This is a genomic window from Ignatzschineria cameli (assembly GCF_003121895.1).
Taxonomy (GTDB): Bacteria; Pseudomonadota; Gammaproteobacteria; order Cardiobacteriales; family Wohlfahrtiimonadaceae; genus Ignatzschineria; species Ignatzschineria cameli.
The window spans coordinates 473971-491605 of sequence record NZ_QEWW01000001.1; the positions used below are offsets into that span (position 1 = coordinate 473971).

Annotated in this window: 13 protein-coding genes, 1 pseudogene and 1 riboswitch; of the genes and pseudogenes, 8 read left to right on the plus strand and 6 right to left on the minus strand. The window is 40.7% G+C overall.

Annotated elements, in window-relative coordinates:
* The 3 genes from rnt to clpP all read right to left on the minus strand — a co-directional run bounded on the left by rnt (position 1) and on the right by clpP (position 3024).
* Complete coding sequence (gene rnt, locus DC077_RS01835; RefSeq protein WP_109201056.1) at positions 1-672, minus strand: ribonuclease T; 672 nt, start codon at positions 670-672, stop codon at positions 1-3.
* Between the two features lie 247 nt (positions 673-919).
* The gene (clpX, locus tag DC077_RS01840; protein WP_109201057.1) at positions 920-2272 is read right to left on the minus strand and encodes an ATP-dependent Clp protease ATP-binding subunit ClpX; all 1353 of its coding nucleotides are present in this window, start codon (positions 2270-2272) and stop codon (positions 920-922) included.
* A gap of 143 nt (positions 2273-2415) precedes the next feature.
* Positions 2416-3024, minus strand: coding sequence for an ATP-dependent Clp endopeptidase proteolytic subunit ClpP (clpP, locus tag DC077_RS01845; RefSeq protein ID WP_109217813.1), 609 nt, complete (start codon positions 3022-3024; stop codon positions 2416-2418).
* A 357-nt stretch (positions 3025-3381) separates the two neighbouring features.
* On the opposite strand from clpP, the gene serC reads away from it, so the two are divergent.
* The 7 genes from serC to DC077_RS01880 all read left to right on the plus strand — a co-directional run bounded on the left by serC (position 3382) and on the right by DC077_RS01880 (position 13855).
* Entirely contained in the window at positions 3382-4482 is a 1101-nt protein-coding gene (gene serC, locus DC077_RS01850; RefSeq protein ID WP_109201059.1) for a 3-phosphoserine/phosphohydroxythreonine transaminase, read from the plus strand.
* 505 nt (positions 4483-4987) lie between these two features.
* Positions 4988-7156: a carboxy terminal-processing peptidase gene (locus DC077_RS01855; RefSeq protein ID WP_239990332.1), complete on the plus strand. Its 2169-nt coding sequence runs from the start codon at positions 4988-4990 to the stop codon at positions 7154-7156.
* Positions 7157-7228: 72 nt separating this feature from the next.
* On the plus strand, positions 7229-8326 hold the full coding sequence (mnmA, locus tag DC077_RS01860) for a tRNA 2-thiouridine(34) synthase MnmA (RefSeq protein ID WP_109201061.1): 1098 nt from the start codon (positions 7229-7231) through the stop codon (positions 8324-8326).
* Positions 8327-8534: 208 nt separating this feature from the next.
* Positions 8535-10370, plus strand: a complete 1836-nt coding sequence (locus DC077_RS01865) for an ABC transporter ATP-binding protein (RefSeq protein ID WP_109201062.1) — start codon at positions 8535-8537, stop codon at positions 10368-10370.
* Between the two features lie 66 nt (positions 10371-10436).
* Positions 10437-10636: riboswitch (M-box (ykoK) riboswitch) on the plus strand.
* 222 nt (positions 10637-10858) lie between these two features.
* Positions 10859-11794 (plus strand): magnesium transporter CorA family protein, encoded by a 936-nt coding sequence (locus DC077_RS01870; protein WP_109201063.1) that lies wholly within the window; start codon positions 10859-10861, stop codon positions 11792-11794.
* Positions 11795-11848: 54 nt separating this feature from the next.
* Positions 11849-12799: a magnesium transporter CorA family protein gene (locus DC077_RS01875; protein ID WP_109201064.1), complete on the plus strand. Its 951-nt coding sequence runs from the start codon at positions 11849-11851 to the stop codon at positions 12797-12799.
* 108 nt (positions 12800-12907) lie between these two features.
* Positions 12908-13855, plus strand: coding sequence for a magnesium transporter CorA family protein (locus DC077_RS01880; RefSeq protein WP_239990207.1), 948 nt, complete (start codon positions 12908-12910; stop codon positions 13853-13855).
* A gap of 105 nt (positions 13856-13960) precedes the next feature.
* Here DC077_RS01880 and DC077_RS01885 read toward each other — a convergent pair whose 3' ends face one another.
* Positions 13961-14200 carry a hypothetical protein gene (locus DC077_RS01885; RefSeq protein WP_109201065.1) on the minus strand — a complete coding sequence of 80 codons (240 nt, stop codon included), beginning with the start codon at positions 14198-14200 and terminating at the stop codon, positions 13961-13963.
* A 190-nt stretch (positions 14201-14390) separates the two neighbouring features.
* Between DC077_RS01885 and DC077_RS01890 the strand changes: the two are divergent.
* Positions 14391-15193 (plus strand): annotated as a pseudogene (locus DC077_RS01890) (integrase core domain-containing protein).
* Here the strand turns inward: DC077_RS01890 and DC077_RS01895 are convergent.
* Both DC077_RS01895 and DC077_RS01900 read right to left on the minus strand, forming a co-directional pair.
* Positions 15172-17217, minus strand: coding sequence for an autotransporter outer membrane beta-barrel domain-containing protein (locus tag DC077_RS01895; RefSeq protein WP_109217814.1), 2046 nt, complete (start codon positions 17215-17217; stop codon positions 15172-15174). The pseudogene DC077_RS01890 and the gene DC077_RS01895 sit on opposite strands and share 22 nt — an antisense overlap.
* Positions 17214-17591 (minus strand): hypothetical protein, encoded by a 378-nt coding sequence (locus tag DC077_RS01900; protein WP_109217815.1) that lies wholly within the window; start codon positions 17589-17591, stop codon positions 17214-17216. The genes DC077_RS01895 and DC077_RS01900 overlap by 4 nt, the downstream gene beginning before the upstream one ends.
* Positions 17592-17635 lie beyond the last annotated feature (44 nt).

Sequence of the window (17635 nt, forward strand, 5' to 3'; positions counted from 1 at the left end):
TTATCGAGCATCAATAGGGTCATCATTAGGTTGGAATAGGGCGAGATTAAAACCGACTTTCTCCTGCCATATATTGACTATATTACAAAATAGCTCTGCCGTCTTTTCTGTATCGTAAAGTGCTGAGTGAGCTCGGCTATGATCCCACTCAATACCTGCGGCTTGAATAGCGCGCGCAAGAACAGTCTGGCCATAAGCAAGGCCGGCAAGACTGACCGTATCGATAACAGAGAAGGGGTGAAATGGAGAGTTTTTAATGCCGGTACGCTCAATCGCCGCATTGAGGAATGCAAGATCAAAGTGAGCATTGTGTCCCACTAAAATAGCTCGCGTACATCCTTTCTCTTTTAGTGCTGCACGAACAACAGCAAAGACCTTTTTTAGGGCCTCTTTTTCTGAGATAGCAAAACGGAAAGGGTTATCAATCTTAATTCCATTAATCTTCATCGATTCAGGATTTAAGAGAAGGCCTTTTTCCGGCTCGATATGGGCAGAGACGCTCTCCGCCATAGTAAGTTCACCTTCATTACTCATATCGATCACAACGGCAGCGATCTCTAAAAGGGCATCTGTTCGCGGGTTAACCCCACCGGTTTCCACATCAATTACGACGGGAAGAAAACCACGAAAACGCATTGAGATGGGGGGAGGGGATTGTAAATGGTCTGCCATAATCTTTGAAGAGTCTCTTCTTCCTTTTATCTTTTATCTTAAATTTCTATCTTGCACTTCTATTTTAAACTTCTATCTTGAATCTAATGGCTATCTCATTTCTCTGTTACGCTACCTAATCGAATGCTCAGTTCTATGACACTAAGACGAAGAACTAAGACGAAGAGGTAGCGGTAAGAGAGATAGGTTAGATAGATCGGATAGGTCAGTGGCTTATCAATGCTTATCGATTCTATCGAGAGATCAATTAAGCTGTTGTGCTCTTTTTACCACTTTTACTACTATTTTGATCACCCTTCTGGTTATCATTTTTGCCGGGGCTACTCTTATCATCTTTTTCTGAATTCTTTTCAGAGTCCTTTTCAAAAATGATCTCAGGCGCAACACCTTCTGTAACACACTTCTCATCAACGACCACTTTTGCAACATAATCGAGAGAAGGGAGTTCAAACATAGTGTCGAGGAGAAGATGCTCAATAATACTTCTCAATCCGCGCGCCCCTGTTTTACGAGCCAACGCTTTCTTCGCAATCGCTCTTAAGGCTGATTCGGTAAACTCTAATGAGACATTCTCCATCTCAAAGAGATAGGCAAACTGCTTAGTAAGCGCATTTTTCGGCTCTGTTAAGATATTGACAAGCGCATCTTCATCGAGCTCTTCAAGTGTTGTAATAACAGGTAGACGACCGATAAACTCAGGGATTAAACCATATTTAGCTAAATCCTCTGATTCCACCTCTGAAAGTAGTTGCGAGATATTCTTCTTCTCATCTTCTGCCTTCACCTCTGCGCCGAAGCCGATGCCACCTTTTGATTGACGCTGCTGCACAATCTTATCTAATCCGGAGAAAGCACCCCCACAAATAAAGAGAATATTACGAGTATTGACATCGATCAATTCTGCATTAGGGTGCTTACGTCCACCTGTTGGTGAGACCGATGCAGTTGTTCCTTCAATAATTTTAAGCAATGCCTGCTGAACACCTTCACCAGAGACATCACGCGTAATTGAAGGGTTTTCGCTTCTTCGTGAAATCTTGTCGATCTCATCGATATAGATAATGCCTGATTCTGCACTCTCTACATCAAAATCACAATTTTGTAGTAGGCGAAGAACAATATTTTCAACATCCTCCCCCACGTAGCCCGCTTCTGTTAAGGTTGTCGCATCGGCAATGGCAAAGGGAACATTAAGCGTTTTCGCTAAAGTTTCCGCAAGTAGTGTCTTCCCCGATCCTGTTGGACCAATGAGAAGAATATTACTCTTACTTAATTCAACCTCTTTAGTATCGGAAAAACGCTCGCTCTCTAGACGCTTATAGTGGTTATAAACAGCAACACTTAAGGTGCGCTTAGCATCCTCTTGACCGATAACATATTGATCAAGATGGGCAAAGATCTCTTTTGGAGTAGGGAGACTTTCATACTCAGCTTCAAGTTCAGCCTTTACATCTTCCGTTACAAGATTGTTGCAGAGCTCGATACACTCTTTACAGATATAGACGCCATTGCCGGAAATAAGGCGTTCTGCTTCGCTCTGATCTTTACCACAGAAGGAGCATTCAATACTTTTTGTGGGTTTATCAGTTTTATTACTCATTGTGTGAATTCACTCCCAATTCTTTTATTTATCAATGCTTGATATCGCTTTTACTATCGCTATCTATTCGATCTATCCGATCTCAATTCGTTAGAATCAAAACTTAAGATTTTGTTATTAGCATCTTGTAATAACGTTTGCAGTTAACGCTTTGTCACAACCTTGTCAATAAGGCCATATTTTGCAGCTTCTTCTGCACTCATGAAATTATCGCGGTCGGTATCTTTCTCAATCTGTTTGACAGTTTTACCCGTATGATGGGCAAGTAGCGTATTGAGCTGCTTCTTAATTTTGAGCATCTCACGAGTATGAATCTCAATATCGGAGGCCTGGCCTTGATATCCGCCAAGAGGCTGATGAATCATAACGCGCGAATTGGGCAGGGCAAAACGCTTTCCTTCTGCACCGGCAGTCAATAAGAATGCACCCATACTACATGCTTGACCTAAGCACATCGTTGAAACATCAGGTTTCACAAATTGCATTGTGTCATAGATCGACATTCCGGCTGTTACAGAACCACCGGGGGAATTGATATAGAGGTGGATATCTTTATTGGGATCTTCCGCTTCTAAAAAGAGGAGCTGAGCCACAATAAGGTTAGCCATATGATCTTCCACTTGACCGACCATAAAGATAATCCGCTCTTTCAGGAGTCGTGAGTAGATATCATATGAACGCTCTCCACGACCAGTTTGTTCAACAACCATGGGCACCAAACGCGCCATTTCAGTATCGATAATAGAAGACATTACGAATTTTCCCTTTGTGGTTTAAACCAATTAATCTCAATTAATCTCTTTCAAACGAGCCATTTTAGCAGAAAAGCAAAAAGCATTATGAATAATATTCAGATATTCTCAAATATCCGCATCAATTGCATTTATTCAAAAAATCCCTCAAAAATTATCTTGCGCAAAAGAGAGCTGAAGATCCCATTTTCCCCTCTTCTATTGCCTAAAATATCTCTGAAATATCTCGCCCATAGTAGTAAGATAGAGGAGGTTATTTTATAAGTTTTTAGTGTTTTTCGCTTTAACTTATTTTCTAACTTATTTTTTTAACTTATTTGCAAATTAAGCATAAGCAGAAACAGAGGATTAATCGCAGTGAGAGAGACATTCAATTTTTGTGCAGGTCCAGCAACGATGCCTTATAAAGTCTTAAAAGAGGCACAAGCAGAACTTCTAGATTGGCAAAAGCAAGGGGCTTCCGTCATGGAGGTATCCCATCGTGGTAAAGAGTTTGTGGCATTAGCAAAAGAGTGTGAAGCAGATCTACGTGAGCTACTCGATATCCCTGTTAACTATAAGGTTCTCTTTCTTCAAGGGGGCGGTTTATCACAATTTGGGCTAGTTCCACTCAACCTTTTAGGCGATCGTATTGGTGATGGTAAAACAACTGTCGACTATATTGAGACCGGAGTTTGGTCGAAGAAAGCTGCGATTGAAGGATCTCGCTACGCGAAGAACAATATTCTCTACAGTGGCCGAGAAGAGGGTTATCTCTCTGTTCCTAAACCAAAGGAGATCTCCCCTAATCCTGATAGCGCTTATCTCCATCTCTGTTCAAATGAGACTATCAATGGGGTAGAGTTCTTCTACGATATTAAGAATAGTCCTATTCCAGTTGTTGCCGATATGAGCTCTAATATTCTTTCTCGTCAAATTGATGTAAGCCAATATGGCGTGATCTATGCCGGCGCACAGAAAAATATTGGTCCTGCCGGCTTAACCTTGGTCATTGTTCGTGAAGATCTTTTAGGAAATGCTTCTCCTTATGTTCCTGATGCGCTCAACTATACGCTTCAAGCGAAAAATGATTCAATGCTCAATACGCCGCCTACTTTTGCCATCTATCTGATGAGCTTAGTCTTAAAAGAGCTTAAAGAGAAGGGTGGTTTAGCAGAGATTGAGAAGCTTAACTATAAGAAATCATTCCTACTCTATAATACGATCGATAATAGTCGCCTCTATCGTAATCATGTTCATGTTGATGCTCGCTCAAATATGACTATTCCTTTTACATTGGCAGATCCTACGCTCGATGCACTCTTCTTAAAAGAGGCAGAAGAGAATCATCTCATTAACCTTAAAGGACATCGCAGTGTTGGTGGTATGAGAGCAAGTATCTACAATGCTATGCCGATCGAAGGGGTTATTGCTTTGACCAACTTTATGAAAGATTTTGAAGATCGTCACTACTCATAATTCAAATTCACAGTTCATGATAAGCTCTACTGTTGATGATGCACACTAAGATCATATGAGTCAGTCATAGAGGTCGAGCAGAGTGACAGCAGAGTTGTAGCAAAGTGGCATCACTAGATCAACTAGATGTGAAATCGAGAGAGTCCTATTTTAGGACTCTCTTTTTAATGCGTGGTGGAGATCGAGATAGATCGAGATAGATCGATTAGCATATGAGAAAAGCGCCGATTATAGTGAGCAGAAGTGAGGGTATGAGGTAAAAAAGTTAAACAAAAAAGCCTGATTCCGCTATACTAAAACGAGTTTTATCAATTGATATGGAACTGATAATAGACTGATTGTTTTGTAACATCGATTAGTCACTATTCAGGAAATATTCCCTTCTATTGCGGATCAATAGGCTAGGGATATCTTTTATCGTTCTAGATGCTAAATCAAGGTGATGGTCTTATGAAAAGGGCGTTGCCTTGGCGCAGTAGCTAGTTACGAACTAATCAAACAGACAATGGATATAGAAAACGTAATGGTTAATGGGAAAAAATATATTAAAAGCCGCTTTGCCAAATTAGTCGGCGGAATCTTTATCTCGTCAGCACTTCTATTTGGACAATCGACAATTGCCGCAACCGATACACCAAAAACACCGATTATCACGAAGCCCTCCTACAATGAGCAATTGATCAACTCTGCCCATTCGGCAATTTTGGCTCAATATCATTATGATCGTATCCCTATTGATGATGCGCTCTCAGAGAGGATCTATACGCTCTATCTTAAAGCGCTCGACCCGCAAAAAGTCTTCTTTATACAATCCGATATTGATCAATTTGAGCAATATAAATATAGTTTCGATGACTTTGTTCGTCGCTCTCAGCTAGAGATTCCCTATGAGATGTATCAGCAACTGTTGGTCCGTATGGATGAGCAGTATGCCTTAGTAACAGAGATCTTAGCGGAAGACTTCGATTTTGATGTTGATAAAACATTAGTTATTCAGCGAAAAGATGAGAACTTTCCCAAAGATAAGACCGAGATGCGTCAACTCTGGAAAGATCGCCTTCAAAATGAGCTAATTAATCTAATGGTCACGGATGATACATTGACCCTTGAAGAGGCAAAAGAGAAGTTACAAAAACGCTATAATGCACGCCAAAAACGCATTCATGATATGGAAGAGGGAGAGCTTTTCAGCCTCATTATGAATGTCGTTTCTCTCAGTTTTGATCCCCATTCTGGTTACTACTCTGCTAAACAGATGGAGCAGTTTAATATCAGTATGAGTCTATCACTGCAAGGGATCGGTACGGTTCTGCGCCAAGATGATGATTCCATCAAGATTGTAGAGGTCGTTCCTGGAGGACCTGCAGACTTGACTGGCCAGGTGCAGATCGGTGATGAGATTATCGGCGTTGCGCAGGGTGAAGATGGTGAGTTTGTCGATATTGTTGGAATGCGTCTTGATAAAGTGGTTGAGATGGTTCGCGGCGAAAAAGATACCGTTGTCCGTCTACAGATGATTGGCAATAAAGGAAAAGGCGCAGAAAAAATTGTTAAGATCGTTCGTGATACGGTCAAACTTGAAGAGCAAGAAGCGAAATCGAAAGTCTATCAACTCCCTTCTGAAAATGGTGAAGAGGAATATACTTTAGGCGTTATTACACTTCCGGCATTCTATAGTGACTTTGAAGGTAGTAAAAAAGGGATTCAAGACTTCAAAAGCACAACACGTGACGTTAAAAAATTACTACTTAAGTTGGTCAATGATGAGCATATTGATGGGCTCTTAATTGATCTACGCGGTAATGGTGGTGGATCTTTAACGGAGGTGATCGATCTCTCTGCACTCTTTATCGGTAGTGATAAGACCATTGTTCAAACGCGAGGATTTGATGGTCAGCAAGATGCACAATCGAGCCCTAATGAAGAGTTGATCTACGATGGACCTATGGTGGTTCTAATCGATCGCTTAAGTGCTTCAGCTTCTGAGATTTTTGCCGGCAGTATGCAAGATCAAGGTCGAGCGATTATTGCCGGTCAAACCTCCTTTGGTAAAGGTACCGTTCAGACCATGATCGATCTGAGCCGAATCTTAGCTAAATCCACGAAGCCGGGACAATCAAAAGTAACGATTGCAAAATTTTATCGTGCAAATGGAGAATCAACGCAAGAGAAAGGGGTCGCTCCTGATGTAACGCTTCCCTCTATCTATGATCCTAATGAGATTGGTGAGTCGAAAGAACTTTATGTTATGGCTTGGGATACTATCGATGCCGCGCCAGATTATGATCCTTCAGTCGTTATTACAGAAGCGGTGACTACACAATTGCAGGATAAGAGCAAAGAGCGTTTCAAAGAGGAAGAGAAGCATCAGATCTTTAAAAAGCAAGCGAATAAGACGCTTGAGCTCTGGAAGATCAATGAGATGAGCCTCAATCTTGACGAGCGTAAAGAGAAGCTTAAGAGAGAAGAGAAGGAGAATCTCGAACTACAAAATAGAATGAGAGTTCTCTACGACTATGAGCCCTTAACATTAGAGCAGTTCCGTAATGAAGATGGATCATATACTAAACTCTTAAAAGAGACAGAGACCGATCTTTTGCTAGAAGAGGGCTTATTAATCCTCCGTGATTATATCGATCTCCTTGAGAGTGAAACAGATGCCAAGAGCCATTAAATAGGTATGAAAATAGGTTTGGCTGGCTAAGATACAAATAGAGTGAAGCAGATTAAAGCGTAAGGAAAAGTGATGGAAGATATAAGAGGCAAACGTGTCATTGTAGGCATGAGTGGTGGTGTTGACTCCTCGGTCGCCGCATTTCTCTTAAAAGAACGAGGCGCCGATGTTCATGGCGTCTTTATGAAGAACTGGGAAGAGGAGTTCGATCAGGGTTACTGTACCGCTGAAGAAGATCTCAAAGATGCTGAAGCTGTCTGTGAAACGCTTGGTATTCCTCTTCACCGAGTCAATTTTGCGAAAAACTATAAAGAGCGAGTATTTGATTACTTTATCGATACTCTAAAAGATGGCTTAACACCTAATCCCGATGTTCTTTGTAATAAAGAGATTAAGTTTAAAGCGTTTTTAGAGTACGCCGAAGAGCTCGGTGCTGATTATTTAGCGACCGGTCATTATGCTCGAGTGAGACGAGAAGATGGAAAAGCTTACCTTTTAAAAGGGATCGATAATAATAAAGATCAGAGCTATTTTCTCTATCTGCTTAACCAGCAGCAATTGATCAATACGCTCTTTCCCATAGGGGATTATGAGAAGAGTGAGGTACGTCAAATCGCACTCGATAATCGTTTGATCACCTTTGATAAAAAAGATTCTACCGGGATCTGCTTTATTGGTGAGCGGGATTTTACCGATTTTATTATGCAATATCTCCCTACAGAGCCGGGCGATATGGTTCTACCTAATGGCGAAGTAGTCGCACAGCATCAAGGTTTGGCATTTTATACCATCGGACAACGACAAGGATTAGGAATCGGTGGACGCAAAGATTCTACCGGCGAACCTTGGTTTGTGGCAGATAAAGATCTTGAAAAAAATCAGTTAATTGTTGTTCAAGGGGATCAGAAAGAGCTCTATGGTACAGGATTAATTGCGCGAGAACTCCATGAGATCAATCCTATCGATTGGCAAGCGGTTAATCCACGCCTAACGGCAAAGATTCGCTATCGCCAGCAGGATGTAAAATGTGAGGTGATACCGGAAGAAAATAATCGCATTCGAGTCCAATTTACGGAGCCTCAAAGAGCGATTACACCTGGGCAATCGATCGTCTTCTACGACGGCGATATCTGCTTAGGTGGTGCTTTTATCGAGCGAAAAATTGCTTAATCACAAGTTTCCAATCATAGATGATTATCAGGGATAAATTGATAACTAAAGAGGCGACATTACAAGTCGCCTTTTTTATTCGACTCTTTTTTTATTCAATCTCTATTCCTTACCCTCTAATTGATAATAGATATCAAATAAGGTACTCTATCAACTATTAACCGAATATTTTTAGCATCTATTTTTCGTACTTTTATAATGGCCCTTTATGAAAATTCTCCAACGTTTTGAATCCCTTATCGACCCTTTTAAATCACACCCCGATAAGGCGCCTCCTAAAACGTTATTCGCCTTCTATTGGCACTATATTAGCCAGGTTAAATGGGTCTTTGTTACACTCCTTGTGACAGGATTTTTTGTCTCAACATTGGAGATCTTTCTCTTTAAATATATTGGGGAAATTGTGGATCTTGTTGATAGTGTCGACACACCGGCAGAGCTTTGGGCAGAGCATCGTTGGACCTTTATTGTGATGTTATCGGTAATTCTTCTTTTTCGCCCTTTAGCCTCATTTTTACACAATCTCCTTATCAATCAATCTCTCACGACCAACTTTACCTCGATGATTCGCTGGCAACAACATCGGTATGTGGTAAAGCAGAGTCTCAACTTTTTTCATAGCAGTCTTTCCGGCGGTATAGCTAGCCGAGTGATGAATACGGGGCAATCGATCCGTAACTCCGTCATCATGTCGACAGATTCCATGTGGCGAATTGTGATCTATGCCGTTACAACGATTATCCTCTTTTTTGAGATGAATCCTTGGTTAGCGCTTCCGATCTTAATTTGGATTGTGCTCTATAGCTTTATTCTGCGCTACTTTCTACCCAGAACGCGCCATCGCTCCCATATCTCCGCAAAAGCGCGCTCTCGATTGATGGGACATATTGTCGATAGCTATAGCAATATTACAACGCTAAAACTCTTCTCCCATTCGGAAAAAGATGAGGCGGATGCTCAATCTGTAATGCAGAAGCAGACAGATGCCGCACTTCGATCAACTCAACTCTCAACCATGATGGATCTTACTTTAATGGTGCTAAACAGCATTCTTATCGCCACAACCATTCTTCTTTCCCTCTATCTATGGGGTGCATCACTGATTACCGCAGGAGCAATTGCTTTTACGATGAGTCTTGTGATTCGGATTAACACTATGTCGAGCTGGGTCATGCGAGTTATTAGCCATATTTTTGAGGATATTGGAAATGTTCAAGATGGAATTAAGGTCATTGCACAACGCAGAGAAGTGCAAGATCATCCTGATGCAAAAAGATTAGAACGGGTAAAAGGGGAGATCACCTTCCGCAATGTTCATTTTAATTACCATCAAGAGAAACCGATCTATCACAATCTCAACTTGATGATTCATCCAGGAGAGAAAATTGGGCTTGTTGGGCCATCTGGTGCCGGCAAAACCACATTAACGCAGATTCTCTTACGACTATACGATATCGATCAGGGAGAGATATTAATTGATGGGGAGAATATTACACAATTTACGCAAGATTCTTTACGCCAAAAAATTGGTGTTGTGACCCAAGAGCCGACTCTTTTCCACCGATCGATTCGAGACAATCTACTCTATGGCAATCCTCATGCCACCGATGAGATGCTCTATGAAGCTCTCAGAAAGACACATGCCGAGCAGTTTGTGCGTGAATTAGTGGATCAATATGGGCAAAAAGGGCTCGATGCATTAGTTGGTGAGAGTGGAGTTAAACTCTCTGGTGGACAGCGACAACGTATTGCCATTGCTCGCGTCTTGCTTAAAAATGCGCCGATCTTAATTCTCGATGAAGCGACCTCCGCGCTTGACTCAGAATCAGAGAGTGTCATCCAGGAGAATCTCGAGCAGCTGATGGCGGGAAAGACCGTCATCGCAATTGCCCATCGCCTTTCGACCATCGCTAAAATGGATCGCTTAATTGTGATGAAAGAGGGGCAGATTGTCGAACAGGGAACCCATCAATCATTGCTGAAAAAAGGGGGGCTTTATGCCTCATTTTGGGAGATGCAAGCAGGGAAAATGGGTAGAGAATAGATCTTAAAACTTCATAAAACTTGACAATGATCTATTGTTGAGACTATGATCTGTTCCAACATATTACATATACCTCGTTAGGTGAGGCTCCTGTACGGAGACATGCTACTGCCCAGAAACGTCCAAAGACGCCAATGGGTTTGAACAGAAACTATCGAATTAAGGTGGTTTATAACGTAGCTAGTCAATCAGAATAGAAAATGATTTTTCTCAATTGATTGATCTTATGCCGTACAGTGCTAAAGCTCAATGAATGGAGGAAGATCGGACTCAACGGAAATCGATAGGATAATGGTCATTATCGAATCTTTTTTGAGTCAATTAAGATCGTGCTAAAGCGAGATCGCTCATTTTGAACGTATCTCCATAAAAAAGCGCGCCTTCGTCATTGAGGTGCGCTTTTTTTGTATCTATAGCCTCTCCAAACCTGTTTTACCTCTTGTATAGAGCAAGGGGACCAAGAATCACCAACAGAAAGGAGTTCTATCATGGCGATCAACCCAACCTATCAAGACATTCTACTCAATAGCACCGCTCGGCATGAAGAGAAGCAAAGCGCTAAGACTCTTTGGATCAATCTTGTTGCACCGAGTAGAGAGAAGGTTGACAGACTCCTCCATTCTCTCGATCTACCACTCGATACGCTCAATCAACCTCGTAGCAGCTTGCAGAAAAAGATCGGAGATCTACTTCTCTTAAGGCTCCATATTCCTAAAAGAAATCTCCCTTACTCTCCGATTCCTTATCAAGTGACCCTTTTAACGATCTTAATTAAGGGTAATAAGGTGGTGACGATTTTAGAAGATGAGACAACGCTCTTAATGCATCTTGAGCATGAGTATCTTGTGAAATGGGCATTTTTAGATGTGACAAGCTTTGTCTATCGCCTCTTAGCATTAACAACAGAGGGCTTTATTCTGGCAACAAAAGAGGTTGAAAGAGAGACAACGCAGATGGAAGAGGCATTAAAAAGAACTTTTAATAACCAATCGGTCTATCAACTTCTCAACTACAACAAGAGCTTTCTCTTCTTTGCAAAAGCATTGAAGCATAACTATAAATTACTCAATGTCATCTATGAGCAGAGTATGCTCAAAGCCGATTATGAGCAGGATCTTCAGCTCTCAGATCTAATTGTAGAGACTGCTCAAGCAGAGAATTTAGCCCGTATTTACAATGCCAATCTGCGCAATTTGATGGATGCTTATTCCGCATTGATTAAGAATAATCTAAGTCTCTCTGTGCAATATTTAACGATCTTTATCACCATCTCGGCGATACCTATGTCAATTGCAGCGCTCTATGGCATGAATACCCCCTTACCATTTCAAGATGAGCCTTATGCGCTCACGCTTCTTGCAATCATTACCGGCATCCTCATCTTAGGCGCCTTACTGGTCTTTAGAGTAAAGAGAATGATATAGCACCAATGCTTTAGAAAGAAATCTTCCCCATTTTTAAAGAGAGGAGTAATAAAAATGTTAACCATCTACCAAAATAGCGATGAGCGCTTAATAAAAAAATCAGTCATTCGTCCTAATCATCTTCTTCTTTTGATTGATCCTAATGAGGATGAGATCAGACAGATGACACGTCACTTTCAATTACCGGCAAAATTCTTTATCGATGCGCTCGATCAGGATGAACGCCCCCGTTTAGAGCGAGATGAGCAGGGCTATCTTATTGTCCTTAATCTACCGGTGAAGAATCCCAAGGCCGGGGAGAAGCATGAGCCTCCCTATATCACTCAGCCTTTAGGCGTTATTCATACCGATAGCAATCTCATTTTAGTGAGCAAGAGTGGTCATCCGATTATCGATCAACTTATCGCCGGAGAGTGTGGTGAATTTCAAACAGAGATGAAGACGCGTATTACGCTACTACTCTTTAAGGCTGTTGCAAAAGCTTATGATGATCATCTTGGTTATATCAATGATCAAGCGGCACAATTACAGCAGAAGTTACGCGCCTCCTATCAAAATAAAGAACTCTTTAGCTTGATTGAGTTGAGTAAAAGTCTTGTCTTCTTCTCCACTTCACTCTCTGCTTTAGCGATTCTCTATCGGCAGATGATGCAGGGGAAAACGTTCAAGATTCAAGAAGAGGATCGCAAGCTCCTCGACACTATCTTAATCGATATTGAGCAATCGGCTGAAGTTGCAGAGATGCGGCGAGAGAGCCTTAGTAACTTGATGGATGCTTATGCAGCGATTGTTCATAATAATCTTAATACTGTTTTAAAAGCGCTCACAGCAATCGCCATTGTGATGATTATTCCCACTATGATCGGCTCAATCTTCTCCATGAATGTGGCACTCCCTAATGAGGATGATCCCACAACGACAATCATTGTCGCAACGATTATGGCAGGTATGAGCCTATTACTGATGGTCTTTTTCTACTTTAAACGATATATCCGTTTGCAGTAGAGGATTTATAAAATTGATTCAGATCTTAAATATATGAATATATGAATATATAAAAATATACGAAGATATGAAAATATGAAGATGTAAAGATATCTCGGAGGTATCACAATGATGCAGATCTATAAAAATCTTATTCGCAATAGCTACTATCATGAATCAGAAATTACTCAAGATAACTGGGTTGAGGTCATAGCCCCTACAGCGGCAGAGCGTCTAAAGATGAATCGCCAACTAGGTATTTCGAGCCATTTTATTGCAGAAGCGCTCGATCTAAATACACGTCCTATGATCGAAAAGAGTGAGGGGATCACCTACATTATTATCCATGTCCCAACGGTTAATCGGGAGATTGAAAAGAATAGTGATGGTATTCGTTATCGCACTGTTCCTTTTGGAATCGCACTCACTGGCACCCATTTAGTCACCATCTGTAGCGTAGAGACTCCACAACTACGTGAAAATTTTATTCGCAATTGTCAGGGGTTAGGGAAGGAGCGACTCATTCAAAACACCCTCGATCTATTGCATCATACCGCTCAACGCTATCTAAAGTTGATGCATACCATGGAGCATGAGATTGCTGAGGCAGAGGAGGAATTATCCCGCTCATATCGTAATTCTGAGCTCTACACATTACTCTATCTTAATGATGGGCTTCTCGATATGACAATATCGCTCAAGCAGATGCTTCATCTTATGCGTAAGATCAATCATGAGCATCATTTAGAATTGATTGCCGATGGCCAAGAGCTATTTGATGATACGATTATTGAACTTGAACAAGCTTACTCTGTTGCAGAGATCAATCAACTTAATGCCAATAATGTGATGGATGCTTATGGCAATATTATTCAAAATAATGTGAGTCACGTGGTGAAGCTCTTAACGGCAATGACAATTGTCCTCTCGATTCCCACCCTAATTGCAAGCATCTATGGAATGAATGTACCTCTCCCATATCAGGATGCACCTGAGGCATTTATGCTTCTCATTGCAATCATGGTTGTTTTAAGTGGAATTGTTGCCGGCATCTTCTTTAAGAAACGTTTTTTTTGAAATGTAAAAAGTATCTTGATGAGTGGAAAAGAGAGCCCTAAATATGTCTTTTATATTTAGGACGAGACAATATTTAGGGCTCTTTAACTAATAAGGGGTTATAAATTAAAGCTCATAATTGACTCGAATACTTATCTCGCCTCCTTTCCGTTTACCAAAATAGCCGGAAAGATTTGTATCATAAGAGAATCGAGATGTTTCAGAAGGTTTTAGCGTTGCACCAATATTAACAATCCCGCTACTTCCCTTAAGTGATCCTGTATCAACCTTCATAGTCTGGTAGGTAGAGAAGTTAAAATCAGTATCAAATTCATACTCATAAGCAACTCCTGCTTTAAAAGTCATATTAGGGCGATATTGGTAACGCCACTCAGCAGCAAGATTGAGTCGTTTAGAGTTGATTGCACCAAAATGGATAGGATCACCTGTTATTCGGGTATTCTTCCCACTAAGTCGTGTCCATAAAAAGGTAGAGGAGAGATCTAATTTGTAGGATTTACTAGCGTTGTTTACAGTATTCGGAGAAAATACTGTTATGAATATGCATAAAAATACCAGATTAACGCCTTATCATCGTGAAGAGATTTGGCGTCTTTATACCAAAGAAAAAGTGACTGTTACTTATCTTGCGCAAAGATTCAATGTCAGTCGTCCCACTATTTACAAAGCTCTTAGGCTCTCCAGACTTGGGCTATTTAAGCCACAGACTAGCACTAATGAGCGTTTTAAAACCATCAAATACGGTATTAAAAGGCTTGTAAAGGTTGAAAAATCAATAGAGGATCGCCTAAAAAGGCAAGCTAAACGTTACAACAAATCCTATCCTGGTGAAATGGTTCATGTTGATACCAAAAGGCTACCATTGCTTAAAGGAGAGCTTAAAAAAGGTCGTAGAGAATACCTGTTTGTGGGTATCGATGATTTCTCAAGAGAACTATATGCTGGTATTTATGAAGATAAATCACAATTTAGTGCGGCAACATTTCTTCAGGAAGATATTCTTGCCCAATGCCCTTATACTGTTGATTGCGTCTACTCTGATAATGGACGAGAATATAAGGGAACGATAGATCATGCCTTTGTTAACCTGTGTAGATTGAATCATATTAATCAGAAATTTACACGACCAGCAAGACCACAAAGAATGGTAAAGCTGAACGGGTCATCCGTACATTAATGGAAATGTGGCATGAAAAAGAAGAGTTTTTAAATAGTAATGATCGAAAATCAAAACTCAAAAGATTTTTAAATTTCTATAACACGGTAAAACCTCATAAGGGATTAAATGGCTCAACGCCTTATGAAGTTTTAGATTTTTATTTTAAACAGGAAGTGTAAACAACGCTCCCTTTTCTTACATCTAATTGTTGTCGCTCTGCAACAGCTATCTGATACCCCAAAGAAAGATGCGCTCCCCAATAGGGGCTTGATATCTTATAACTCGCTAACTCCTTCGTTACTACATGAGCTAAATCTTTAGAGTTAAATTTATTACGGCTTCGGCCATAACGTATTCCTCCATCAAGGTAGAAACCATTCTCAAAGTTATAGCGGCTTAACAACCCTAGACCATAATAATAGTTATCGCCAGAACCACGGCTACTTAAATGGTTGCCATAAGGGGTATCAGTTTTATAATCAGACCAGCCATATTCAATAATCGGCGCTATCACCCAACGATCCTTTTGATAGGTCACCCCCATTGTAATGATATATTCATTCGCTCGAATAGTTGAGCCATTGGTATATTTCGAATGTCCCGCATAAAAATCAGCAAAAGGAACATAACCATCAACTTGGTTTTTACGCATAATGCCGGTGAGATTATCAGCACCTCTTAAAAGAAGCTCTTCCATAGCTAAGCGCCCATCACCGATCGCTTTTAATTTTGGATTAACCTGAACCGCAGGGGGATTAGGCTTATCGGGAGGAGAAGGCTCATCAGGCCTATTAGTTCCACTCTTAATGACTGTAATTACTCGATCATTCTCATACTCAACAACGGTTTCAACATCATAAATTAATGAGATTCCTTGATGCAATTGAGTGATTTGATCCGTTCCCGCAGTAGCATCCCCTGTTAATTTTCCAGCTCCCGCTTGCATTAAGATAAATTGATCTCCGGCACCTAATAACGTATCGCCAGAATGCATTCCTACAACTTTAATGTCAGAAGGTCTATTGGAATTCCTATCCTGATAATCACCATAATTGCCATTATGGCTACCTAAAGTAATGGTATCAGCATTAATAATAGCGATATTCTTATTTGCTAATTGAGGCGTTAATGTGAATTGATAATATTCAAAGTTCGCTACATCTTGAAAATAGAGTGGCGATTTTGCACTCACATGAAGTCTATTGCCGGTAAAAAGATCATATTGGCTTGCACTATAAGCATCATTATAAGTTAGGCGGCCGCCATATAACTGCCCACCATTTTCAACTTTTGCAAACTCCCCTAACTCCACTAGGTTATTGATCGCAGATACTTGAGTGCCATCCATCAATACTTGATTTCGCCCCGCGATCTCACTTCCATTGGAGAAGTACGCATTTCCGGGAGTAATTGCATAGTGAATATCACCTCCATAAATATTCCCTCCATCATTAAGGGTACCTAAAAGCTTTACACTATTATCATTTGCTTCTAATACTGTATTTTTTAGATCGATATTGGCCCCGGCATCGATCTTATCGCTCGATTGCTCATGATCTCCTGAATGAATTACAGCACCACTTGTTGCTGATCCAGCCCTTAAATTGAGAGCAGTATATCCACCGATAAGATCGCTCACAGATCCTTTATCGGCAACTTCAACTCGATTCTTATTGGCTTGAAGTGTCATGGAATCGGCATAAATTTCTGAATAGGCATAAGCTTTCTTATGAGGTAAATTCCCCTCTGGATCAGCAGGATCATGATATTCAGGATTACGGTCATAAATATTTGAGTTAGAAGTAATATTGCCAGCCGCCGCATTCCCTGATCTTAAAGATGCAACGGCATTTCCGCCCACGACCTTATTAGCTGATCCTGCTGATAAAATAGCATTGTCACTAGCATTAATGACGGATCCTGTCGCCCGAGTAATTGCGTTTGCATCAACATCTGCAAATATTTTTGTTCCATTTTGATAGGTCACATCTCCCGCTGTCGCATCAGCGGCTTGAAGTAATAAGGTGGCATCTCCACCATAGATAGTTTTACTATTACCCGTTGTTTCAACATGATTACTGCTCGCTTTAAGATTTAAATCTCGAGCTACCACATAACTATTGGCGAAAGTATAGTTTTCAGCAGCAATATCTTCGGTTGTATCGATCGTGATATCTCTTGATGTTGCGTTGCCCGATATCAACTGTACTGATGCTTTTCCCCCACAAGAAGATTAGCATCTGAAGAAGATTGGATACGATTCTCAGAAGCATCTAAAGCGATCTTATTGCTATCGATATTTGTAAAGGCCGATGCCCGATTTTCCAAGCGAGATAAGCTGTTTTGGCTTGTCGGTTGATTTTTTATATCCCCTTTTTGTGCGCTTCCTGTTTTCCCATCTAATAATGCTTCGCCCCCAATAACCGAATCGATTATATTTTGACTTGAGAGGAGAGAAACCTGATTTTTAAGAGAGGAGATGCTCATCTCACCATAAATATTGAGACTACTATTTTTAACACTAAAACCATATTGGCCATCACTAGTAACTTTATCTCCCTGAGTCGCACCTGTCATTAGTTCAACGGCCGATTGTCCACCGTAAAGAGAGCCGGTAAAGC

Coding starts and splice junctions, on each gene's coding strand:
- rnt (WP_109201056.1), bottom strand. CDS start 672: ATGGCAGACCATTTACAATCCCCTCCCCCCATCTCAATGCGTTTTCGT.
- clpX (WP_109201057.1), bottom strand. CDS start 2,272: ATGAGTAATAAAACTGATAAACCCACAAAAAGTATTGAATGCTCCTTC.
- clpP (WP_109217813.1), bottom strand. CDS start 3,024: ATGTCTTCTATTATCGATACTGAAATGGCGCGTTTGGTGCCCATGGTT.
- DC077_RS01855 (WP_239990332.1), top strand. CDS start 4,988: ATGGATATAGAAAACGTAATGGTTAATGGGAAAAAATATATTAAAAGC.
- mnmA (WP_109201061.1), top strand. CDS start 7,229: ATGGAAGATATAAGAGGCAAACGTGTCATTGTAGGCATGAGTGGTGGT.
- DC077_RS01865 (WP_109201062.1), top strand. CDS start 8,535: ATGAAAATTCTCCAACGTTTTGAATCCCTTATCGACCCTTTTAAATCA.
- DC077_RS01870 (WP_109201063.1), top strand. CDS start 10,859: ATGGCGATCAACCCAACCTATCAAGACATTCTACTCAATAGCACCGCT.
- DC077_RS01875 (WP_109201064.1), top strand. CDS start 11,849: ATGTTAACCATCTACCAAAATAGCGATGAGCGCTTAATAAAAAAATCA.
- DC077_RS01880 (WP_239990207.1), top strand. CDS start 12,908: ATGATGCAGATCTATAAAAATCTTATTCGCAATAGCTACTATCATGAA.
- DC077_RS01885 (WP_109201065.1), bottom strand. CDS start 14,200: ATGACTTTTAAAGCAGGAGTTGCTTATGAGTATGAATTTGATACTGAT.
- DC077_RS01900 (WP_109217815.1), bottom strand. CDS start 17,591: ATGACAGGTGCGACTCAGGGAGATAAAGTTACTAGTGATGGCCAATAT.